The sequence below is a fragment of the Pseudomonas sp. AFG_SD02_1510_Pfu_092 genome (genome assembly GCF_003331055.1).
Lineage (GTDB): Bacteria > Pseudomonadota > Gammaproteobacteria > Pseudomonadales > Pseudomonadaceae > Aquipseudomonas.
In genome coordinates this window covers 35,586-57,317 of the sequence record NZ_PUQD01000021.1, presented here as the reverse complement: position 1 = coordinate 57,317, position 21,732 = coordinate 35,586, and the positions used below count along the sequence as shown (strand labels likewise).

Here is a 21,732-nt window from a genome sequence, read left to right as displayed (position 1 = left end):
GCACAGGGTTGTAGCGCAGACGAGTGAAAACTCGATCAAGAGGCATTCCATGGAATGGCTGGGGCTGCAACTGTTCGCCGACCTGCCGGCAACCGGACGCATCGTCATCGATTGCCGACATGAACCGTTCCTGGTTCTGCTCGCCTACATCGTCGCCTGTGCGGCCTGCCTCGCCACCCTGGACATGGCCGAACGCCAGTCCCACAGCGCCGAACCCACCACCCACCGGCAATGGAGCATGCTCGGTGCCTGCTGCCTGGCCGGCGGCATCTGGGCGATGCACTTCATCAGCATGCTGGCTTTCCAGGCCCCGGTGGAGGTGCACTACGACGCGTCGCTGACCATCCTTTCGCTGCTCATCGCCCTGGCCGTCGCCTGGCTGGCCATGCACAGCCTCGACCGCAGCCAGATGCAGGCGCACCATTACCTGCAAAGTGCCGTGCTGATCGCCATGGGCATCATCTTCATGCACTTCGTCGGCATGGCCGCCCTGGAGACCGGCGCCCGCCAGTACTATCAGACCGGGCTGCTGCTGGCCTCTGCCAGCATTGCCCTGCTCACCAGCCTGGCGGCGCTGTTCCTGGCCCGCTACTTCCGTCATGGCAGCGGCACCCTGCACCAGGCCATGAAATATGGCGCCAGCCTGCTGATCGCCGGCGGCATCGTTGCCACCCACTTCACCGCGATGTCGGCGCTGACCCTGGTCATTCCGGCCGACACCGCCCTGCGCCTGCCCTCTGGCGACAACAGCCTGCAACTGGCGCTGGGCATCGGCTTCATTACCCTGCTGATCAGTGGTGCCAGCGTCAGCGCCGCGCTGGCCGACAAAAAGCTGCAAAGCAAGGAGCACGACCTGCGCCGGGTCAGCGTGCTGCTCAGCCAGCTGGACCAGGCCCGCGCTTCGTTGCAGCAGGCCGCGCATTACGATGCCCTGACCAACCTGGTCAACCGTCGCGGTTTCAACCAGGTATTCGCCGAACGGCTGGCCGAACACCGCGCCACGGAAAGCCGCCTGGCGGTGATGTTCCTCGACATCGACCACTTCAAGCGCATCAACGACAGCCTCGGCCACGATGCCGGTGACCAGTTGCTGAAAGCGATTGCCAGCCACATCAGGGCCGCCACCCGCAACCATGACCTGGTCGCGCGCTTTGGCGGCGACGAGTTCTGTGTGGTCACCAGCCTCAACAGCCGCGACGAAGCCCGCCATCTGGCCCAGCGCATCATGCAGCGGATGAAAGAGCCCATCGACCTCGGCGGCCGGCGCATGGTCATGACCACCAGCATCGGCATCAGCATCTTCCCCGACGACGGCGGCACCGCCGAAGAGCTGCTCAAACATGCCGACCTCGCCCTGTACCAGTCCAAAGGCAATGGGCGCAACAGCCTGAACTTCTTCAATGACAGCCTGAAAACCCGTGCCACGATCGCCTTGCAACTGGAAGAAGAGCTACGCCTGGCCCTGCTCGAGGAGCATGGGCTGTGCGTGCACTACCAGCCGATTTTCGACCTGCGCAGCAGGCAGGTGGCGAAACTGGAGGCGCTGGTGCGCTGGCAACACCCGCAACATGGCTTGCTCGGGCCGGAGCGGTTTGTCGCCATTGCCGAAGCCAACGGGCTGATCATCGACCTCGACCTGTGGGTGCTGCGCCGTGCCTGTGCCGACCTGGCCTACCTGCAGCGCCACGGCTACGGCAGCCTCAAAGTCACGGTCAATTGTTCGGCCGTCACCCTCAGCCACGACGAACTGCCCAACGAAGTGGAACAGGCGCTGTCCCACGCCGGGCTCGCGCCCTGGCAGCTGGAGCTGGAAGTGACCGAGAACGCCCTGATGGGTGACCTCCAGCGCACGGTCAACCTGCTCAAGCGCGTGCGCGCCCTGGGCGTGGCCCTGTCGATCGATGACTTCGGCACCGGCTACTCGTCATTGGCCTACCTCAAACGCCTGCCGCTGGATGTGCTGAAAATCGACCGCACCTTCCTGCAAGAGGTGCCGGGCAGCCAGAAGGACCGCGAGATCGTCCAGGCGATCATCGTCATGGCCCATACCCTGCATTTGCAGGTGGTCAGCGAGGGCGTGGAAACCCCCGAGCAACTGGCGTTCCTCGAGGCCCATGGCTGCGATTACCTGCAAGGCTACCTGCTGGGCCGCCCGGAGCCGCTGGCCGAACTGCGGCCGTTGCTGGAGCGGCTGCAGCAGCAGAGCGCTGTGCTCAACCCTTGCTACGGTACAGTTCAACCAGGGTCGCCGGATCCTTGTGCAGATACCCTTGGCTTGCATGCAGGCGCATCAATTGCGCGGCGAGGCCACTGAGCGGGGTCGCCGAACCTTGCTCGCGGGAGAACCTGACCGCGCCATCCAGGTCCTTGAGCAGCGTGCGGACGTGCCACTTGATCGGCTCGAAGCGGCTTTCGGCCATTTGTGGCGCAAGAATCTGCAGTGGCCTGGAATCGGCAAAGCCGCCCGCCAAGGCTTCGGCGAGCAGCGTCGCGTCTACCCCGGACTGTTCCGCCAACGCCACCACTTCGGCGATGACCAGGGCATTGCAGGCGACGATCATCTGGTTGCAGGCCTTGGTCACCTGCCCCGCGCCGACGGCGCCCATGTGCGTCACCCGCTGGCCGAGCACCTGCAGCACCGGCTGTGCACGCTGCAAGTCGGCGGCCTCGCCACCGACCATGATCGCCAGGGTGCCGGCTTCGGCCCCGGGGGTGCCACCGGACACTGGCGCATCCAGCCAGGCCATGCCGCACAGCGCCGCCAGTTCGGCGGCCATTTCCCGGGTAGCGGTAGGTTCCAGGCTGGAGAAGTCGATCAGCAACTGGCCGCTGCGCCCACCCTGGGCAATGCCTTGCTCGCCGAACACGACCTCGCGCACCACGACCGTGTCAGCCAGGCACAGCAGCACCATGTCGCTGTCGCGGCACAGCTCGGCAGGGCTGCCGGCCAGGCGCGCGCCGGCGTCGACCAGTGCGGCGCACTTGTCCGGGCTGCGGTTCCATACGGTCAGCGGGTAGCCCGCGGCCAGCAGGCGCCGGCACATGGGCAGGCCCATCAGGCCGATACCGGCGAATCCAAGCGAAGGTAGTGCAGTGCTCATCGATGACTCCTGACTATTCGAATAACCGGGGGCCGCTGTGCGGCCCATCGCTGGCAAGCCAGCCCCCACAGGGTTCGCGCCAGCCTTTAGAAATTGAGTAAGACAATTGCTCCCACAGGGTTCGGTGCAGCTTTACAGGGCTGCACCTGACCTGTGGAGCTGGCTTGCCAGCGATGGGCTGCAAGGCAGCCCCCATTACGCATCCCGTAAACTGTTACCGCCACGCCGAATTGTTACTTACCTCCACCCGCCTTGAGCGCCATCAAGCACCAAAACGGGGCCGCTGCGCATTATCGCGCACCAAAAACGATCATGCCTGTGCCGCGCCCTTCATCTGGATCACGATGAACGGCGAAACCACCACCGCCCAGATCTCTGGATCGCGGCTTTGCAGGTCCAAAGCCTGCTCGGCCGTGACCGGCCCGACAGTGCCATCACTACGCCACTTGGCGAAGATCTCGCTGCGATTCTCGGCCATCGCCTCGGCAACGGCAATCAGGTCAAGGCTGGGGTCGACCCAAATCAGGTCACCCTTGGCCCAGAAGCGCTCCAACGCTTTCCACTCGATGATTGCCGTCTCGCCAAGCAATTTGGCATAGAGGGTGCTTGTTTGATCAGTCATGGGTGGTATCCGCAAAAATCGCCAATAAAAAAGGCCGGCATTTTTGCAGAAAAACCCGGTTTCAAATACGTAATTTGGTCGATTGATCCCGAAGTTGTGGGGCGGGATCGCAGATGCAGGCAGTTTGATGGCGCTTTTCTGTATCTTTGTGTCGATCAAGCGACAACCCAGGAAACAGGCACTTTTCGACCGCTTTTCAAGCGCTCGACCAGCGCTCTACACTGTACCGGTACAGTTCCGGGACATGTTCCGGGGGAAGGTGGGCTTGCGCGATGGCATGGCCACGCCGCAAATCCCGCCCGGTCTGTAGCCCTGGCCGCCAGGACTATAAGAATTACAACAGAATGAGTGGAGCACTATGATCAAGATTTCCAAGCTGTTCGCCGCAATGGTTCTGGCCGGGGTAGCCAGCCATTCGTTTGCCGCCGATACCATCAAGATCGGGATCGCGGGCCCTAAGACCGGCCCTGTGACCCAGTACGGCGACATGCAGTTCATCGGCGCCAAGCAAGCCATCAAGGACATCAACGCCAAGGGCGGCGTCGATGGCAAGATGCTCGAAGCCAAGGAATACGACGACGCCTGCGACCCTAAACAGGCCGTGGCAGTCGCCAACAAAGTGGTCAACGACGGCGTCAAGTTCGTCATCGGCCACCTGTGCTCCAGCTCCACCCAGCCTGCGTCCGACATCTACGAAGACGAAGGCGTGATCATGATCACCCCGGCCGCCACCTCGCCGGAAATCACCGCCCGTGGCTACAAACTGATCTTCCGCACCATCGGCCTGGACAGCGCTCAGGGCCCGGCCGCCGGCAACTACATCGCCGACCACGTCAAACCGAAAGTGGTCGCGGTACTGCACGACAAGCAGCAGTACGGTGAAGGCATCGCCACTGCGGTCAAGCAGACCCTGGAAGGCAAAGGCACCAAGGTTGCCGTGTTCGAAGGCCTGAACGCCGGTGACAAGGACTTCTCCTCGATCATCCAGAAGCTCAAGCAGAACAACGTCGACTTCGTCTACTACGGCGGCTACCACCCGGAGCTGGGCCTGATCCTGCGCCAGGCTCAGGAAAAAGGCCTGAAAGCCAAGTTCATGGGCCCGGAAGGCGTGGGTAACGACTCCATCTCGCAGATCGCCCAGAACGCCTCCGAAGGCCTGCTGGTGACCCTGCCGAAGTCGTTCGACGCCGACCCAGAGAACAAGGCCATCGTCGACGCCATCAAGGCCGACGGCAAGGACCCGAGCGGCCCGTTCGTGTTCCCGGCCTACTCGGCTGTCGAACTGATCGCCCAAGGTATCAAGGCGGCCAAGTCCGAAGACACCGACAAGGTGGCCGAGGCCATCCACGCCGGTTCCTTCAAGACCCCGACCGGCACCCTGTCCTACGACGAGAAAGGCGACCTGAAAGACTTCAAATTCGTGGTCTACGAATGGCACTTCGGCAAGCCGAAGACCGAAGTCTCCCCTCAGTAACTGCGTGACTAATAGCTGACCGTAGAAGCCCACTGTGCGAGCAGTGGGCTTTGTTTTACGAGGTTCATGGGCCTGATCCCCGCGATCCGGGGGCGGGCTCACCTGAAAATCTTAAAACCGTCACCCGCGGTTTCCTGGCCGTACCCCCGCCAGCGAAATGCAAATCAGGTTTTTAGGAGCGCTGTAATGCCTGAGATCTACCATTTCTTCCAACAACTGGTTAATGGATTGACCATCGGCAGCACCTATGCCTTGATCGCCATCGGCTACACGATGGTGTACGGCATCATTGGCATGATCAACTTCGCCCACGGCGAGGTTTACATGATCGGTTCCTACGTGGCCTTCATCGCCCTGGCGGGCCTGGCCATGATGGGTATCCATTCGCTGCCGATCCTGATGACCGTCGCCTTCGTCGCGACGATCTTCGTTACCAGTGCCTATGGCTACAGCATCGAACGGGTTGCCTACCGCCCCCTGCGCAACAGCAACCGTCTGATCCCGCTGATCTCTGCCATCGGCATGTCGATCTTCCTGCAGAACACCGTCTTGCTGTCGCAAGACTCCAAGGACAAATCCATCCCCAACCTGATCCCCGGCAGCTTCTCGTTCGGGCCAGGCGGTGCGGAAGAAGTCCTGATCAGCTACATGCAGATCCTGGTGTTCGTGGTCACCCTGGTGGCCATGACCTGCCTCACCCTGTTCATCTCCCGTTCCCGCCTGGGCCGCGCCTGCCGCGCCTGCGCCGAGGACATCAAGATGGCCAACCTGCTGGGCATCAACACCAACAACATCATCGCCCTCACCTTCGTCATCGGTGCCGCCCTGGCGGCGGTGGCGGCCGTGCTGCTGAGCATGCAGTACGGGGTGATCAACCCCAACGCCGGTTTCCTGGTGGGCCTGAAGGCCTTCACCGCGGCGGTGCTGGGTGGCATCGGCAGCATCCCGGGCGCCATGCTCGGCGGGCTGGTGCTGGGTGTGGCCGAAGCGTTCGGCGCCGATATCTTCGGCGACCAGTACAAGGACGTAGTGGCATTCGGCTTGTTGGTTCTTGTCCTGCTATTCCGGCCGACCGGCATTCTGGGCCGCCCGGAGGTTGAAAAAGTATGAACAGAAATCTCAAACAGGCGTTCTTCAGCGCCTTGCTGGTCTGGGCCGTGGCCTTCCCGGTACTGGGCCTGAAACTGAGCATCGACGGCATCAGCCTGGCGGTGCACAGCCAGGGCTCGTTCACCATCAGCATCATCGCCGTGTGTTCGGTACTGATGTTCCTGCGCGTGCTGTTCGACAAGCAGTGGAGTGCAGTAATGGGCCGCCGTTCGGATCGCAAGCTGATCCCGCCGGCGGTCAGCAACTACCTGACCCTGCCGAAAACCCAGCGCTACGTAATCCTGGGCCTGATCGTGGCAGCACTGGTGTGGCCGTTCTTCGGCTCACGCGGTGCGGTCGACATTGCCACGCTGATCCTGATCTACGTGTTGCTGGGCCTGGGCCTGAACATCGTGGTCGGCCTGGCGGGCCTGCTCGACCTCGGTTATGTCGGCTTCTACGCCGTCGGCGCCTACAGCTACGCCATGCTCTCGCACTACCTGGGCTGGAGCTTCTGGGTGTGCCTGCCGATCGCCGGCCTGATGGCCGCTACCTTCGGCTTCCTGCTCGGCTTCCCGGTGCTGCGCCTGCGCGGTGACTATTTGGCGATCGTGACCCTCGGCTTCGGCGAGATCATCCGCCTGTTCCTGCGTAACCTCACCGACTGGACCGGCGGCCCCAACGGCATCAGCAACATCCCCAAGCCGGAATTCTTCGGCCTGACCTTCGAGCGCAAGGCCGCCGAGGGGATGCAGACCTTCCACGAGTTCTTCGGGCTGCAATACAACTCGATCAACAAGGTCATCTTCCTCTACCTGGTCGCCCTGCTGCTGGCGCTGCTGGCGCTGTTCGTGATCAACCGCCTGCTGCGCATGCCGATCGGCCGTGCCTGGGAAGCGCTGCGTGAAGACGAGATCGCCTGCCGTGCGCTGGGCCTGAACCCCACCATCATCAAGCTCTCGGCGTTCACCCTGGGTGCCTGCTTCGCCGGTTTCGCCGGCAGCTTCTTCGCTGCGCGCCAAGGCCTGGTGACCCCGGAATCGTTTACCTTCATCGAGTCGGCGATCATCCTCGCCATCGTCGTGCTCGGCGGCATGGGCTCACAACTGGGCGTGATTCTCGCGGCCATCGTGATGATCCTGCTGCCCGAGCTGATGCGTGAGTTCAGCGAATACCGCATGTTGATGTTCGGTGCGCTGATGGTGTTGATGATGATCTGGCGTCCGCAGGGCCTGCTGCCTATGCAACGACCACACATGGAGCTGCATCGATGAGCCGTGAAATTCTGCAAGTCAGCGGCCTGAGCATGCGCTTCGGCGGCTTGTTGGCGGTCAACGGCGTGGGCCTGACCGTCAAGGAAAAACAGGTGGTGGCGCTGATCGGCCCGAACGGCGCCGGCAAGACCACGGTGTTCAACTGCCTGACCGGCTTCTACAAGCCCAGCGGCGGCACCATCCTGCTCGATGGGCAGCCGATCCAGGGCCTGGCCGGCCACCAGATCGCCCGCAAGGGCGTGGTGCGGACCTTCCAGAACGTGCGCCTGTTCAAGGAAATGACCGCACTGGAAAACCTGCTGATCGCCCAGCACCGCCACCTGAACACCAACTTCTTCGCCGGCCTGTTCAAGACCCCAAGCTTCCGCCGCAGCGAGAAGGAGGCCATGGAACGCGCGCAGTACTGGCTGGAGAAGGTCAACCTGACCGAGTTCGCCAACCGTACCGCCGGCACCCTCGCCTACGGCCAGCAGCGCCGCCTGGAAATCGCCCGCTGCATGATGACCCAACCGCGGATCATCATGCTCGACGAACCGGCCGCGGGCCTGAACCCGAAGGAGACCGAAGACCTCAAGGCGCTGATCGCCTACCTGCGTGAGTCGCACAACGTCACCGTGCTGCTGATCGAGCACGACATGAAGCTGGTGATGAGCATTTCCGACCATATCGTGGTGATCAACCAGGGCACCCCCCTGGCCCACGGCACGCCGGAAGAGATCCGCGACAACCCTGAAGTGATCAAAGCCTACCTGGGGGAAGCGTAAATGCTGAAGTTCGAGAACGTTTCCACCTTCTACGGCAAGATCCAGGCGCTGCACAGCGTCAATGTGGAGATCAACCAGGGCGAGATCGTCACCCTGATCGGCGCCAACGGTGCCGGCAAGTCGACCTTGCTGATGACCCTGTGCGGCTCGCCGCAGGCGCACAGTGGCAGCATCAAGTACCTGGGTGAAGAGCTGGTCGGCCAGCCGTCCTCGCACATCATGCGTAAAAGCATCGCGGTGGTGCCGGAAGGCCGCCGCGTGTTCTCCCGCCTGACTGTCGAGGAAAACCTGGCAATGGGTGGCTTCTTCACCGACAAGGGCGATTATCAGGAGCAGTTGGACAAGGTGCTGCAGCTGTTCCCGCGCCTGAAGGAGCGATACATCCAGCGTGGCGGCACCATGTCCGGTGGCGAGCAACAGATGCTCGCCATCGGCCGGGCGCTGATGAGCAAGCCCAAACTGCTGCTGCTCGACGAACCTTCGCTGGGCCTGGCGCCGATCATCATCCAGCAGATCTTCGACATCATCGAACAGCTGCGCCGCGATGGCGTGACCGTGTTCCTGGTCGAGCAGAACGCCAACCAGGCGCTGAAGATCGCTGACCGGGCATACGTGCTGGAGAACGGCCGGGTGGTGATGCAGGGGACCGGTGAGGCGCTGCTGACCGACCCGAAAGTGCGCGACGCGTATCTGGGAGGCTGATTGGAAAAGGGCCTTCGGGCCCTTTTTTCTGCCTGTAAAACATGTATTGCCTGTACTGGCCCTATCGCCGGCAAGCCAGCTCCCACAGGTACCCCACAGTTCCTGAGGATTGTGGGTACCTGTGGGAGCTGGCTTGCCGGCGATAGGGCCAGCACAGGCAACCATTAACTTGAGATCCGCCGCAAGCCTGCGTAACGTGGCCAACTTTCACGGCAAAGATCTCTGGAGTCCACCCCGTCATGCGCCTCACCCCCACCCTGCTGCTCAGCGCCCTGCTGCCCCTGTTCGCCGGTTGCCAGCTGATGGCTGACGCCCCCAGCGACCCGAACATCGGCACCACGCGCATGCAGGGCGAGTTGCGTGCCGCCGGTGGCCAGCTGTTGTTCACGCCGTGCAGCGAAAGCCGTACGTTCGTGATCAACGACGTCGCCGCGACCGGCATCCTGCAGGAGGCTGCCAATCTGGCCCAGGACGCCAACGACAAGCTGTTCGCCGACGTCCGTGGTCGGCTCACCGGCAGCAAGCAGGCCAACAACGATGGCCAGCTGGAAGTACGCCGTCTATACCGCCTGCAACCCTCGACGCGCGCCTGCGAGGACCCTAACTTCAAGCAACTGACCCTGCGCGCCAGCGGCCACGAGCCGGACTGGGCGGTGAAGGCCAGCGGCAAGGGCATGGTCATCGAACGCCCCGGCAAAGACCCGCTGCCGCTGCCGTTCCTGGAAGAAGAGGTACCCGGTGGCGGCCTAACCCTGACCAGCGAAGCCAACGGCCAGCGCGTGGAGCTGTGGGCCGCGCCGCAACGCTGCGTGGACAGTGCCACGGGCGCCATCCAGCACCTGCGCGCCGAACTGCGCATCGACGGCCAGACCTTGCAAGGCTGCGGTTACTACGGCGGCGCGCGCGACAACTGATCGCCGGGCGCTTTTATCCTGCCAGTCAGGGCGGCGAACAGCTTATACTTGGCGGTTTGTGTAAAGCCGCCGGCCGCCCATGGCCGGGATACTGGACCCTGCCATGCTACGAATCACCGAACTGAAGCTGCCCCTGGACCATCCCGACGAAGCCCTGCGTGAAGCCATCGTCCAGCGCCTGGGCATCCGCGACGAGCAACTGCTCAGCTTCAACCTGTTCAAGCGCAGCTACGATGCGCGCAAGAAGAACAGCGAACTGCTGTTCATCTACACCATCGACCTGCAAGCCAGCAACGAAGCCGAGCTGCTCAGCAAGTTCGCCGACGATCGCAACATCGGCCCGGCGCCAGACGTGACCTACAAGTTCGTCGGCCAGGCCCCGGCTGATCTGCAGGAGCGTCCGATCGTGGTCGGTTTCGGCCCGTGCGGCATCTTTGCCGGCCTGCTGCTGGCGCAGATGGGCTTCAAGCCGATCATCCTCGAACGCGGCAAGGAAGTGCGCCAGCGCACCAAGGACACCTGGGGCCTGTGGCGCAAGAGCGTGCTCAACCCGGAGTCCAACGTGCAGTTCGGCGAAGGCGGCGCCGGGACCTTCTCCGACGGCAAGCTGTACAGCCAGATCAAGGACCCGCAGCACCACGGCCGCAAAGTGCTGGAAGAGTTCGTCAAGGCCGGTGCGCCGGACGAGATCCTGTACATCAACAAGCCGCACATCGGTACCTTCCGCCTTACCGGCATGGTCGAGCAGATGCGCCAGGACATGATCGCCCTGGGTGCCGAAGTGCGCTTCCAGCAGAAGGTCACCGACCTGCTGATCGAGGATGGCCAGCTGACCGGCGTGGTGCTGGAGAGCGGCGAACAGCTGCACTCGCGCCATGTGGTACTGGCCCTGGGCCACAGCGCCCGCGACACCTTCCGCATGCTGCACGCCAAAGGCGTATACATGGAAGCTAAACCGTTCTCGGTGGGTTTCCGTATCGAGCACCCCCAGACGCTGATCGACAAAGCACGCTTGGGCAAGTACGCCGGCCACCCGAAACTGGGCGCCGCCGACTACAAGCTGGTGTACCACGCCAGCAATGGCCGCTCGGTGTACAGCTTCTGCATGTGCCCGGGGGGTACCGTGGTCGCCGCCACCAGCGAGCCGGGCCGGGTGGTGACCAACGGCATGAGCCAGTACTCGCGTAACGAACGCAATGCCAACTCCGGCATCGTCGTCGGTATCGACCCCGAGCGCGACTACCCGGGTAGCCCGCTGGCCGGCATCGAACTGCAGGAACGCCTGGAAGCCCACGCCTATGTGATGGGTGGCAGCAACTACCAGGCGCCGGCGCAGCTGGTGGGTGACTTCGTCGCTGGCCGGCCTTCGACCGCGCTGGGCAGTGTCGAGCCGTCGTACAAGCCGGGTGTGACGCTCGGTGACCTGGCGCCAAGCCTGCCAGATTTCGCCATCGAGGCGATCCGCGAGGCGCTGCCGGCGTTCGACCGGCAGATCAAGGGCTACAACCTGCATGATGCGGTGTTGACCGGGATCGAGACCCGCACCTCGTCGCCGCTGCGTATTACCCGTGGTGACGACTACCAGAGCCTCAACCTCAAGGGGCTGTTCCCGGCGGGCGAAGGGGCCGGATATGCGGGCGGGATCCTGTCGGCGGGGGTCGATGGGATTCGCATTGCCGAGGCAGTGGCGCGGGATATGCTCGGCCTGTGATGTCGGATCGCCTTTCAGGGCCCTTTCGCGGGCTCGCCCGCTCCCACAAAGTACCGCGTGGCGTGGTAGCTGTGGGAGCGGGCAAGCCCGCGAATAGGCCCTGACAGGAACCAGAATTATCCAACCCAGAAATCAGATTTTCCCTCCCCCTTCCTTCCCCATCTGCATCTAGGCTTCCCTCAGCCCAGCCAGCAACACCATATAACAAAAACGAATATAGTTTTTGTTTGAAAGCATATCGTCACAGGCTAGGGTGTATCCCCGTTCCATCGTCAACTGCTCATGGAGAGCCTATAGCCCGTGCGTAGCCTGTTCACCCGTTTCTTCCAGCTCGAAGCCGCCAGCGGCCTGCTGCTCATCGCTGCGGCCATCCTGGCCCTGGTCATCAACAACTCGCCGCTTTCGTACCTGTACAGCGGCCTGCTCGACGTCCCCGTCGCGGTCCAGGTCGGCGCCCTGCAAATCGCCAAGCCCTTGCTGCTGTGGATCAACGACGGCCTGATGGCCCTGTTCTTCCTGCTCATCGGCCTGGAGGTCAAGCGTGAGGTGGTCGACGGCCACCTGTCCAAGCCCTCCCAGGTGATTCTGCCTGCCACCGCCGCCGTGGGCGGCATGGTAGTACCGGCACTGATCTACTGGTTCATCAACCGTGACAACCCGGCAGCCGTGGCTGGCTGGGCGATTCCTACCGCCACCGACATCGCCTTCGCCCTCGGCGTCCTGGCCCTGCTGGGCAAGCGCGTTCCGGTGTCGCTGAAGCTGTTCCTGATGACCCTGGCGATCATCGACGACCTCGGTGCGATCATCGTCATTGCGCTGTTCTACTCGGGCACCCTGTCGAGCGTGTCGCTGCTGCTGGCCGGCGCCTGCCTGGTGGCGCTGGTGGCGATGAACCGGCTTGGCGTGGTCAAGCTTGGGCCGTACATGGTCATTGGCCTGATCCTGTGGGTCTGCGTACTTAAAAGTGGCGTGCATGCCACCCTGGCCGGTGTGGCCCTGGCACTGTGCATCCCGCTGCGCACCCGGCATGCCGAACGCTCGCCGTTGCTCGCCCTGGAGCACGCCCTGCATCCGTGGGTCGCCTACGCCATCCTGCCGCTGTTCGCGTTCGCCAATGCCGGTGTCTCGCTGGCTGGCATGAGCGTGGAAAGTTTCACCCACCCGGTACCGCTGGGTATCGCCGTAGGGCTGCTGCTGGGCAAGACCGTGGGCGTCTTCGGCCTGACCTGGGTGGCGGTCAAGCTGCGCCTGGCCGCTCTGCCGGTCGGCGCCAGTTGGGGCCAGTTGCTGGGCGTGGCGATACTCTGCGGCATCGGCTTCACCATGAGCCTGTTCGTCGGTTCGCTCGCCTTTGTCCCGGGCAGCAGCGATTATGCCGGCATGGACCGCATGGGCATTCTCACCGGTTCGTTCTTCGCTGCCGTCATCGGTTATGCGGTAACCGCCATGGCCAGCGCCAGGCCGCGCAACGGCTGACCTGGCCAAGGCATGAAAAAACCCCGACTGGCATGCGCCATGTCGGGGTTTTGTCTGGTTGCGCTACGGTCAGTGCGAGACGCGGCTGGTGCCGTCGACGGTCATGATTCGCACGCGATCGCCAACGCGGAAGATTTCGTTCTCCTGCACGGCCTGCACATAGGCACGCATGCTGCCATCGTCCTCACGTACGGTGATTTCAACCCCTTGGGTACGGGTCAGGCCTTCTTCGGCCGCAGAGCCAGCCAGGCCACCGGCCACGGCACCGATCACGGCGGCGACGATGCTGCCACGGCCACCGCCCACGGCGCTGCCTGCCACGCCACCGACGATGGCGCCGGCGCCACCGCCGATCGGGGTTTTGGTACCTTCGATCTTGACTGGACGCAGGGATTCGATGGTGCCCATACGCACGGTTTGCACGCGGCGGGCCTCGTCACGGGAGTAGCTGTCACCGGTCAGGCTCGAGGCACAGCCACCCAGCAACAACGACATGGTGGTAAAGGTCGCCACCAGCAAAGCGGATTTACGCATGGGGAAGGTCTCCATAAGTCAGGTGCTCATTAGACGCTGCACGTTGACGGCTGTCACGGTACAAACGTAATAAAATTGTTTTCATTCAGCCGGGGTACAGCCTGCGTGGCTGTGTCGAGGCCTGTTCAAATGAGACCAAGGATAGCCATGGATTACTTCATCGTCGTGGTCACCACCGTTGCCGGCCTGTATTTCCACGGGTGGCTGTACCTGCGCATGCGCCGCTGGATGGACCGTGATCTGGCGTTGTCGCTGGCCGGGGCTGACCCGGGGAAGCAGGCTTACATGCTGCAGAGGCTGGAGCAGGCGCGGGTGGAGAAGGTGGGGCGCAAGCAGCTGGCGGCGTGGCTGCAGCGCGAGTCTGCGGGGTATACGGGGTAGCCTTAGAAGTTGCCGGGGCCGCTTTGCGGCCCTTTCGCGACACAAGGCCGCTCCCACAGATTGGGTCTGCGCTGTACCTGTGGGAGCGGCCTTGCGTCGCGATGGGCTGCGCAGCAGCCCCCGGAATCTCAGGGCGCCAGCCGCTCCCGCAACCATTGCCCATCCACCAGCCGGTAGTTCAGCCGGTCATGCAGACGGCTCGCCCGCCCCTGCCAGAACTCAATACGCTCAGGCAGCAGACGATAGCCACCCCAGTGTTCCGGGCAATGCGGCTGGGTATCGGAAAAACGCGCCTCGGTGGCCTTGACCAGGCCCTCCAGCTCCTCACGACCGCTAATCACCCGGCTCTGTGGCGAAGCCCAGGCCCCCAGGCGACTGCCCAGCGGCCGCACCTGGTAGTAGGCGTCCGACTCCTGAGGCGTGACCTTTTCCACCCGGCCTTCGATGCGCACCTGGCGCTCCAGCGCCGGCCAGAAGAAGGTCATGGCGGCACAGGGGTTGGCCTGCAGCTGCTGGCCCTTGGCGCTGTCGTAGTTGGTGAAGAAGGTGAAACCGTGCTCATCGAGCCCCTTCAACAGCAGCACACGGCAATGCGGGCGGCCTTCGCCGTCCACCGTGGCCAGGGTCATGGCGTTGGCTTCCACCGGTGCCTGCTCGGTTTTCACCGCATCGGCGAACCACTGGTGGAACAAGGCGAACGGCTCATCCGGGGCCTGTGCTTCAGCCAGGCCATCACGGGTGTAGTCGCGGCGCATATCAGCCAGGGATTGGGTCATTGCTGCGTTCCTTGACGATCAGTTGGTCTTCGCAGGGCTGTTGGCGGCTACCTTCTTCTCAGCAGTAGCTTTCTTGGCGACCGGCTTGGCCGGCGCGGCTTTCTTCTTCGCTGTGGTCTTGGCCGGTGCCTTGGCCTTGGCCTTCGTTACAGGCTTCTTGGCCGCGACCTTAGCCGCCGGCTTGCTCTCGGCAGGCTTGGCGGCAGGCGCCTTGATATCCTGCGCAGCCACCATTGGCGCCCGCGCCGGAGCGGCTTGCTGGTACTTGGCCAGCAGCGCGACCATGGTGTTCTGCGGGGTCAGCAGCATTTCCACGCGGCGGTTCAGGGCACGGCCTTCGGCGCTGTCGTTGGCGGCGCGCGGCATTTCCGCGCCCATGCCCTTGAGGTTCAGGCGGTCACGCTGCAGGCCGCTGAGGCGGAAGATGGCCGACACCGAAGCGGCGCGCTCGAGGCTGAGCTTCTGGTTGGCGGCAGCGACACCGCTGCTGTCGGCATGGCCGAGCACCAGAACGGCGGTCTTGGCATCGCCTTCGACGGTCTTGGCCACGCGGGTAATCGGGCCCAGGGTCATCGGCAGCAGCATGTTCGGGCGGTCAGGGTTGTACGAGCTGTCGACCGGGATGGTGACGGCCAGCACGTTGTCCCGGCGCTCCAGCTCCAGCTTGCTGCCCTTGATCGCTTCACGCAGCTTGGGCTCGTACTCGTCCAGCCAGGCCTGGGTGGCCTTCTGGTCGATCTTCGGCACCACCGGGCCCTTGGCCTGCTTCTCTTCATCGCCGAACGGCCACCACCAGCGGCTGGCCTTTTCGGACTTGGCGTCGGCCTTGGCCACGTTTTCAGTGACGGCTTGCTTCACTTCCTGCTCGGCAACCTTGTCCGAACCGAAGGGCCACCAGCTCGAGCCGCTGTCCTTCGAGGCGTCCTGGGAGTGGCTGGCACAGCCGGTAACGGCGGTCAGGCACAGGGCGAGTGCTAAGGTTTTATGTGAAGACATCAGCGATACACCATGAAATAGAAAGAAATTTTGCCCACACACTTCAGGCGCTGGCATTGAGGATAGTCAAAGGGCTGGGGCAATACCCGCATTACCCGATCAAAGGCAATTGGCAAGTACACGTACCAGTTTCTGCGCACGTGGGTCCATCAACACATAAGGGCCAAGGGTATTGACCACGAACCCGAAGGCCACATCGTGTTCCGGGTCGGCGAAACCGACCGAGCCACCGGCACCCGGGTGGCCGAAGGCGCGTGCCCCAAGGCCGAAAGTGGCGTTGCCGACATCGGGCTGGTCGAGCATGCAGCCCAGGCCGAAACGGGTCTGGGTGAGCAAGGTACGGTCCTGGCCAAGGCTGTGCTCGCGGGTCAGCTCGTCGAGCAGTTCGGACTCGAGCAGGCTGCCGTCCAGCAGGCCGGCATAGAAGCCCGCCAGGCTGCGCGCGTTACCGTGGCCATTGGCCGCCGGCTGTTGCATGCGGCGCCACTCCGGCTTGTTGGTGCTGGTCAGGATCGCCGGCGGATTGGTGAACGCCCGGGTCGACAGCGCCTCGGGCTCACGCATGGTCACCTGCAGCAAGCGCTGCGCCGCAGCATCGCCGGCGTTGCCCTTGCCACGGGCGATATGCGCCACGCGGTAAAACTCTTCGTCGGCCAGGCCGACATGGAAATCCAGCCCCAACGGCCGGGCGGTACGCGCCACGATCGACTCGCCGGGGCCACGCCCATCGGCGCGACGGATCAGCTCGCCAATCAGCCAGCCGTAGGTGATGGCGGCATAGCCATGTTCGCTACCCGGTGTCCACCAGGGCGTTTCCGCAGCCAGCGCATCGACCATGGCCTGCCAGTCATACAGCGCCTCGGCCGGCAGCAGCTCGCGGATCGCCGGCAGGCCGGCGCGGTGGCTGAGCAACTGGCGCAGGGTGATCGACTGTTTGCCGGCCTGGGCGAACTCGGGCCAATAGTTGGCTACCGGGGCGTCGAGGGCCAGCTTGCCCTCGCCGACCAGCTGCAGGGCGGTGACGGCGGTAAACGTCTTGGTGCAGGAGAACAGGTTGGCGATGGTGTCGCTGTGCCAGGCCTGCTGGCCGTCCTTGTCGGCGCTGCCGGCCCACAGGTCGACCACGGTTTCGCCACCGACCTGGATGCACAGCGCGGCGCCACGCTCCTGGGGATCATCGAACAGCGCGGCGAAGGCTTCGCGCACTGCTTCGAACTTCAGCTCATAGTGACCCTGGATCTGCACCCGCTGTTCTCCGTACGACCATTTCCGAAAATGGTGTGCATTGTTTCAGTAGTTTGGCGTTTTGCAAACTGGCTTGGGCTGGGTGGTCACTGTGGGAGCGGCCTTGCGTCGCGAAAGGGCTGCAAAGCAGCCCCAGCCATTTAGAAAAAGACCGCGTCGACCTGGTTTAGGGCGCGGGCTTTTCCAGCTGGGTGCGCAGTTGAGCCAGGGTTTGCAAGTTGCTCTTGCGCACCGCCTCGACAAACCCTAGGTACGGCATGTCGGTGATCGCTACCAGGCCCAGGTGCCCGTTCTCCCCATCGAGCAGGCGACCGCTGGCCGGCTGGTCGAGGTACTGGAACCAGTGCGCGCCGACGATCATCGGCTGCGCCAGGGCCGCCTTGAGGAAGTTGCCGTAGGCCGGGCCACGGTCTTCTTCGCGCGCCACTTCCAGCGGGCCCGGCCAGAACGGCCCGCGATCACGCGAGCCGAACTGGAACTCGGATACCAACACCGGCTTGTCCAGTTCGGCCAGGCGGGCGAAGTCGTAGCCGTCCTGCGGTTGCAGGGTATAGAAGTTGAAGCTGAGTACATCGCAGAACTCGGCGCAGGCCTTGACCGCCTCCGGCGTGCTGACGGCATAGCGCCCCCCCAGCAGCAGGTGGTTCGGCGCATGCCATTTCAATGAGTCGGCAATGGTCTTGAAGTAGGTTTCGGCGAACACCTGCTGGAAATGCTGGTAGTCACGCTCGATTTCCGGGTGTTCCGGGTTGGGCAACGGTGCCTCGAAGCCTGGGTCCTCCATCAGTTCCCAGGCGCTCAGCTCGATGCCCCAGGCCTTGGACAGCCCTTCCTGATTGCGGTATTTGTCGCGCAACTGTTTGAGGAAGGCGCGCTTGGCCGGCACGTCGGTGGTCAGGCGCAAGGTGCCGTAGGCCAGGCCGTAGCGGGCCTTGGCGTCGCTCCCGGGGGCGGCCCAGGCCAGTTCGTTGTCGGCGAAGTAGCCGATCAGCCAGGGGTCGTCACGATGGTCGCGAGCGGCAATCGCCACGGCGCGTTCGGTGGCCATGGCAAAACGCGGGTCGAACGGGTCGGGCATGCGGCCCCACCAGTCCATGCCGGTGCTGATGCTGGCGTAATCACCGACGATCGACAGCGGCAAGGTATACGGCATGCGCCGGGCCTGGCCCAGGGCGGGCTCGCTCCAGTTGCCGAGCGTGTTGAAGCCCCAGGCCTGCAGGCGATCGAGCGCATGCGCCTGCCAGCGCGCGGCATCCAGCACCAGCGGTGGGCAGTTGGCCGGCTGCCCCTCTACTGCGGGCGGGCACGGTTTGCCATAGGTACGCTGCAGGTTGGCGGCATAGAAGTCGAACCAGCGCCCTTGTTTGAAGTTGCGCCCTTGCGAGGAGGCATTGCCGTCGTTGTTATTGCCTTGGCCATAGAATGCGGCCAGCGCATCGCCCTCGCCCGGCAGTGCCTTGAACATGCCTTCACGCCCGGCCACATAGGTCCGCCCGCCATCTGCGGCCACGGCATTCACCCCAAGGGAATAGAACGGGTGCCCATCGGGCGTGACCAGATACCAGCGGCCGTCACGTTTTTCGGTGCGGAAAAAACCCTTGGCCACGAACGCCGGCCCCGCCACCAAGCCACCGTAGGCATCCAGTTGCTGCTTGCCACGCTCCGCCAGCCAGCCCTTGAGCTGTTGCTGCTCACGCGCATCGGCTGCCTTGAGTTGCTCGTCATTGGCAACCTTCTCTGGCCAATGGCCGCGGGTGAATTGGCCATAGGCATCGATCAGTTCGTGGTAGGCCGCCCGGTAGGCCTGGTCGTCATCCTGAATGCCCACCCGCTCGATCAGCAGGCTCTGCGCCACCTTGGGGTTGGGGATGCTGAGGCTGAGCGATGCCACTTGCTTCAGGTCGAGCGCGCCGGCACTGCTGGCCAGCAGCAAGCGCTGGCCAGCATGATTCCACGGCATCGGCGGGCCGGCGCGCATGCCCTGGCTCAGCGGCGAGCTGGCCGTCAGCGGTACCATCACGGTTTGTGCAGGGCCGGCCGGCAGGTCGATGCGGCTGGTCAACGTGCGGCCATCGCTGCCCTGTACCGTGACATCCACGGTCAGCGCCCAATCCATCGCGCTTTGCAGGCGCAAGGTCAGGAATTGCCCGCCGGACCAGTCCCACACGCCGGCTTGCGGGCTCAGCCGCAGGGTTGGCCGCTGGGCCGGGTTGAACACCACACGCCGCAACACTTCGCCTTCGGCTGTCTGTTCCGCGTTGTACTGCGGCATGCCGGCATCCTCGGTCAGCACATTGACCACCGAGGCCGGGCGCACGAAGCTGAACAGCGTCTGCTGACCAGCCAGCAAGGGTGAGCTGAACAACAGGGCGAAAACGGCAGGCAGGGCGCGGCGGACCATAAGGCTGTGGCTCTCCTTCAGGGCCCTCATGGCCCACGACTGAGTAAACGACAACGCGCCGGAGCAGGTGCTCCGGCGGTCAGGAAATCTCCCGCCGGAACGGCGGCAGCGCATTGAGAATAGCCTTGCCGTAGCGCTGGGTAACCAGGCGCCGGTCAAGCAAGGTGATGACCCCGCGATCCTGCTCGGTGCGCAGCAGGCGGCCGCAGGCCTGGATCAGCTTCAACGAGGCATCAGGCACGGCGATTTCCATGAACGGGTTGCCGCCGCGCGCCTCGATCCATTCCGCCAGCGCCGCTTCGACCGGGTCGTCGGGCACGGCGAAGGGAATCTTGGCGATCACCACATGCTCACAGTAGGCACCCGGCAGGTCGACCCCCTCGGCGAAGCTGGCCAGACCGAACAGTACGCTGTGTTGACCATCGTCGACCCGCGCTTTGTGCTTGTTCAGGGTTTCCTGTTTGGACAGGTTGCCCTGGATCAGCACCAGCTTGCGCCAGTCACGGTCCAGGCCATCGAACACATCCTGCATCTGCTTGCGTGAAGAGAACAGCACCAGCGCACCGCGGGCATCTTCGACGATGTTCGGCAACTCGCGGATGATCGCTGCGGTATGCGCCGCCGCATCGCGCGGGTCGGCGTTGAGGTCGGGAACCCGCAGCAACCCGGCATCGCCATGCACGAACGGGCTGGGGACCACACAGGTGACCGCGTCCCGCGGCAAACCCGAGCGCATGCGGAAGCGGTCGAACTTGCCCAGTGCGGTCAGCGTCGCCGAGGTCACCAGCGCGCCATGGGCCACGTTCCACAGGCTGCGGCGCAGCATGTCGGCGGCGAGGATGGGGCTGGCGTTGACCTCGATGTCGAACAGCGCACCGCTTTCGGCCAAGGTCAGCCAGCGGGCCATGGGCGGGCTGTCTTCCGGGTCTTCGGCGGTAAACGCCGTCCACAGCTCCCAGTTGCCCTGAGCACGGGTGACCAGGCTGCCGAACAGCGGGTACCACTCCTCGGCCTGATGGCTGGCGATGCCGATGCTGACCTCGCCATCCATGCCCTCCTTGAGCAGGTCGGCGAGGCGGGTGAACAGGTCGTTGAGGCGGGCAAAGCCCTTTTTCAGCTCGATGCCCACTTCGCGGATCTGTTCCGGCACCACGCCCCCTTCGAAACGGTAGCGCGGGCGCTCACGGCCCTCGGTGTCCTCGCTGGGGCGGAAATCGGCGACCTGCTCGCACAGGGTGAACATGAACTGCTGCTGGGTGCGCACTTCACGGGCCAGCTCGGGCACTTGCTCGATGTACTTGCCCAGGTCACCGGGCAGCGGGTGCTGGGCCAGCAGCTTGGTCAGGTTCTTGGCGGTCTGCTCCAGCCAGTCGGCAGTGGAGCGCAGGCGCGAATAGTGGGCGAAATGGCCGATGGCCTTGTCCGGCAGGTGGTGGCCTTCGTCGAACACGTACATGGTGTCGCGCGGGTCGGGCAATACCGCGCCGCCGCCCAGCGCCAGGTCGGCCAGGACCATGTCGTGGTTGGTGACGATGACATCGACCTTGCCCATGCCTTCACGCGCCTTGTAGAACACGCACTGCTGGAAGTTCGGGCAATGCCGGCCAGTGCACTGGCTGTGGTCGGTGGTCAGGCGGGCCCAGTCCTGGTCTTCGAGGGCTTCGGGCCAGCTGTCGCGATCCCCGTCCCAGCGGTTGCCGGCGAGCTTCTCGATCATGCTGTTGAACAGCTTCTGGCTGCGCTCGTCGACTTCGATGCGGAAGCCTTCTTCCTCGAACAGCTGCGCCGTGGCCGATTGCGCATGGCCTTCCTGCAGCAGGATGTCGAGCTTGGACAGGCACAGGTAGCGGCCGCGGCCCTTGGCCAGGGCGAAACTGAAGTTGAGCCCGCTGCTGCGCATCAGGTCGGGCAGGTCCTTGAAGACGATCTGCTCCTGCAGCGCCACGGTAGCGGTGGCGATCACCAGGCGCTTGCCGGCGGCCTTGGCAGCGGGGATGGCAGCCAGGCTGTAGGCGACCGTCTTGCCGGTACCGGTGCCGGCCTCCACCGCCACCACGGCAGGCTCGCCGGCGCGGCGGCCTTCGTCGTCGCAGGCGATGTCGCCGAGCACCTTGGCCACTTCGGCGATCATCAGACGCTGGCCATAGCGCGGCTTGAGGCTCTTGGCTTCGAGAAAACGCGTATAGGCGCCCTGGATGGTGGCTTTGAGTTCGTTGCTGATCATGGTCTGCAGGCGCCCGGAGGGCTGGATATATTTTCAGTGTTTCGCATG

Annotated in this window: 18 protein-coding genes; 10 read left to right on the top strand and 8 right to left on the bottom strand. The window is 63.9% G+C overall.

Going from position 1 to position 21,732, the window contains the following annotated elements:
* Nucleotides 1-49: 49 nt before the first annotated feature.
* Nucleotides 50-2,314 (top strand): EAL domain-containing protein, encoded by a 2,265-nt coding sequence (locus C6A77_RS11820; RefSeq protein WP_114169633.1) that lies wholly within the window; start codon nt 50-52, stop codon nt 2,312-2,314.
* Here the strand turns inward: C6A77_RS11820 and C6A77_RS11815 are convergent.
* Together C6A77_RS11815 and C6A77_RS11810 are read right to left on the bottom strand one after the other, a co-directional pair.
* A complete protein-coding gene (locus tag C6A77_RS11815; RefSeq protein ID WP_114169632.1) occupies nt 2,214-3,101 on the bottom strand; it encodes an NAD(P)-dependent oxidoreductase in 888 nt (295 codons plus the stop codon). The two genes, C6A77_RS11820 and C6A77_RS11815, sit on opposite strands and share 101 nt — an antisense overlap.
* 310 nt (nt 3,102-3,411) lie before the next feature.
* Nucleotides 3,412-3,723, bottom strand: a complete 312-nt coding sequence (locus C6A77_RS11810; RefSeq protein ID WP_114169631.1) for a DUF2288 domain-containing protein — start codon at nt 3,721-3,723, stop codon at nt 3,412-3,414.
* A gap of 358 nt (nt 3,724-4,081) precedes the next feature.
* Between C6A77_RS11810 and C6A77_RS11800 the strand changes: the two genes are divergently transcribed.
* The 8 genes from C6A77_RS11800 (at nt 4,082) to nhaA (ending at nt 13,127) form a co-directional block, all read left to right on the top strand.
* Nucleotides 4,082-5,197, top strand: a complete 1,116-nt coding sequence (locus C6A77_RS11800; protein WP_114169629.1) for a branched-chain amino acid ABC transporter substrate-binding protein — start codon at nt 4,082-4,084, stop codon at nt 5,195-5,197.
* A gap of 186 nt (nt 5,198-5,383) precedes the next feature.
* Entirely contained in the window at nt 5,384-6,307 is a 924-nt protein-coding gene (gene livH, locus C6A77_RS11795) for a high-affinity branched-chain amino acid ABC transporter permease LivH (RefSeq protein WP_025340356.1), read from the top strand.
* The gene (locus C6A77_RS11790; RefSeq protein ID WP_114169628.1) at nt 6,304-7,560 is read left to right on the top strand and encodes a high-affinity branched-chain amino acid ABC transporter permease LivM; all 1,257 of its coding nucleotides are present in this window, start codon (nt 6,304-6,306) and stop codon (nt 7,558-7,560) included. Before livH ends, C6A77_RS11790 begins: the two co-directional genes overlap by 4 nt.
* Complete coding sequence (gene livG / locus C6A77_RS11785) at nt 7,557-8,324, top strand: high-affinity branched-chain amino acid ABC transporter ATP-binding protein LivG (protein WP_114169627.1); 768 nt, start codon at nt 7,557-7,559, stop codon at nt 8,322-8,324. The genes C6A77_RS11790 and livG overlap by 4 nt, the downstream gene beginning before the upstream one ends.
* On the top strand, nt 8,325-9,026 hold the full coding sequence (locus C6A77_RS11780) for an ATP-binding cassette domain-containing protein (protein WP_013973921.1): 702 nt from the start codon (nt 8,325-8,327) through the stop codon (nt 9,024-9,026).
* Nucleotides 9,027-9,265: 239 nt separating this feature from the next.
* Nucleotides 9,266-9,940, top strand: coding sequence for a hypothetical protein (locus tag C6A77_RS11775; protein ID WP_114169626.1), 675 nt, complete (start codon nt 9,266-9,268; stop codon nt 9,938-9,940).
* A gap of 103 nt (nt 9,941-10,043) precedes the next feature.
* The gene (locus C6A77_RS11770; RefSeq protein ID WP_114169625.1) at nt 10,044-11,651 is read left to right on the top strand and encodes an NAD(P)/FAD-dependent oxidoreductase; all 1,608 of its coding nucleotides are present in this window, start codon (nt 10,044-10,046) and stop codon (nt 11,649-11,651) included.
* A 300-nt stretch (nt 11,652-11,951) separates the two neighbouring features.
* Complete coding sequence (gene nhaA, locus C6A77_RS11765; RefSeq protein WP_114169624.1) at nt 11,952-13,127, top strand: Na+/H+ antiporter NhaA; 1,176 nt, start codon at nt 11,952-11,954, stop codon at nt 13,125-13,127.
* A gap of 69 nt (nt 13,128-13,196) precedes the next feature.
* On the opposite strand, the gene C6A77_RS11760 is transcribed toward nhaA, so the two are convergent.
* Nucleotides 13,197-13,661: a glycine zipper 2TM domain-containing protein gene (locus C6A77_RS11760; RefSeq protein ID WP_009684613.1), complete on the bottom strand. Its 465-nt coding sequence runs from the start codon at nt 13,659-13,661 to the stop codon at nt 13,197-13,199.
* Nucleotides 13,662-13,808: 147 nt separating this feature from the next.
* Between C6A77_RS11760 and C6A77_RS11755 the strand changes: the two genes are divergently transcribed.
* The gene (locus tag C6A77_RS11755) at nt 13,809-14,042 is read left to right on the top strand and encodes a hypothetical protein (protein WP_114169623.1); all 234 of its coding nucleotides are present in this window, start codon (nt 13,809-13,811) and stop codon (nt 14,040-14,042) included.
* 128 nt (nt 14,043-14,170) lie between these two features.
* Here C6A77_RS11755 and pdxH read toward each other — a convergent pair whose 3' ends face one another.
* The 5 genes from pdxH to dinG all read right to left on the bottom strand — a co-directional run bounded on the left by pdxH (nt 14,171) and on the right by dinG (nt 21,684).
* Nucleotides 14,171-14,818, bottom strand: coding sequence for a pyridoxamine 5'-phosphate oxidase (pdxH, locus tag C6A77_RS11750; protein ID WP_114169622.1), 648 nt, complete (start codon nt 14,816-14,818; stop codon nt 14,171-14,173).
* Between the two features lie 18 nt (nt 14,819-14,836).
* Nucleotides 14,837-15,814, bottom strand: coding sequence for an OmpA family protein (locus C6A77_RS11745; RefSeq protein ID WP_114169621.1), 978 nt, complete (start codon nt 15,812-15,814; stop codon nt 14,837-14,839).
* Nucleotides 15,815-15,913: 99 nt separating this feature from the next.
* Nucleotides 15,914-17,059, bottom strand: coding sequence for a serine hydrolase domain-containing protein (locus C6A77_RS11740; protein ID WP_114169620.1), 1,146 nt, complete (start codon nt 17,057-17,059; stop codon nt 15,914-15,916).
* Nucleotides 17,060-17,225: 166 nt separating this feature from the next.
* Nucleotides 17,226-19,460, bottom strand: coding sequence for a beta-galactosidase (locus tag C6A77_RS11735; RefSeq protein WP_114169619.1), 2,235 nt, complete (start codon nt 19,458-19,460; stop codon nt 17,226-17,228).
* Nucleotides 19,461-19,539: 79 nt separating this feature from the next.
* Nucleotides 19,540-21,684, bottom strand: coding sequence for an ATP-dependent DNA helicase DinG (gene dinG, locus C6A77_RS11730; RefSeq protein WP_114169618.1), 2,145 nt, complete (start codon nt 21,682-21,684; stop codon nt 19,540-19,542).
* Nucleotides 21,685-21,732: the final 48 nt, after the last annotated feature.

Bases quoted from the DNA above. Each gene is read 5' to 3' on its own strand.
- C6A77_RS11745 (WP_114169621.1), bottom strand. From the start codon at position 15,814: ATGTCTTCACATAAAACCTTAGCACTCGCCCTGTGCCTGACCGCCGTT.
- C6A77_RS11780 (WP_013973921.1), top strand. From the start codon at position 8,325: ATGCTGAAGTTCGAGAACGTTTCCACCTTCTACGGCAAGATCCAGGCG.
- C6A77_RS11810 (WP_114169631.1), bottom strand. From the start codon at position 3,723: ATGACTGATCAAACAAGCACCCTCTATGCCAAATTGCTTGGCGAGACG.
- C6A77_RS11790 (WP_114169628.1), top strand. From the start codon at position 6,304: ATGAACAGAAATCTCAAACAGGCGTTCTTCAGCGCCTTGCTGGTCTGG.
- C6A77_RS11800 (WP_114169629.1), top strand. From the start codon at position 4,082: ATGATCAAGATTTCCAAGCTGTTCGCCGCAATGGTTCTGGCCGGGGTA.
- dinG (WP_114169618.1), bottom strand. From the start codon at position 21,684: ATGATCAGCAACGAACTCAAAGCCACCATCCAGGGCGCCTATACGCGT.
- pdxH (WP_114169622.1), bottom strand. From the start codon at position 14,818: ATGACCCAATCCCTGGCTGATATGCGCCGCGACTACACCCGTGATGGC.
- C6A77_RS11735 (WP_114169619.1), bottom strand. From the start codon at position 19,460: ATGGTCCGCCGCGCCCTGCCTGCCGTTTTCGCCCTGTTGTTCAGCTCA.
- C6A77_RS11760 (WP_009684613.1), bottom strand. From the start codon at position 13,661: ATGCGTAAATCCGCTTTGCTGGTGGCGACCTTTACCACCATGTCGTTG.
- livG (WP_114169627.1), top strand. From the start codon at position 7,557: ATGAGCCGTGAAATTCTGCAAGTCAGCGGCCTGAGCATGCGCTTCGGC.
- livH (WP_025340356.1), top strand. From the start codon at position 5,384: ATGCCTGAGATCTACCATTTCTTCCAACAACTGGTTAATGGATTGACC.
- C6A77_RS11820 (WP_114169633.1), top strand. From the start codon at position 50: ATGGAATGGCTGGGGCTGCAACTGTTCGCCGACCTGCCGGCAACCGGA.
- C6A77_RS11815 (WP_114169632.1), bottom strand. From the start codon at position 3,101: ATGAGCACTGCACTACCTTCGCTTGGATTCGCCGGTATCGGCCTGATG.
- C6A77_RS11755 (WP_114169623.1), top strand. From the start codon at position 13,809: ATGGATTACTTCATCGTCGTGGTCACCACCGTTGCCGGCCTGTATTTC.
- C6A77_RS11775 (WP_114169626.1), top strand. From the start codon at position 9,266: ATGCGCCTCACCCCCACCCTGCTGCTCAGCGCCCTGCTGCCCCTGTTC.
- C6A77_RS11770 (WP_114169625.1), top strand. From the start codon at position 10,044: ATGCTACGAATCACCGAACTGAAGCTGCCCCTGGACCATCCCGACGAA.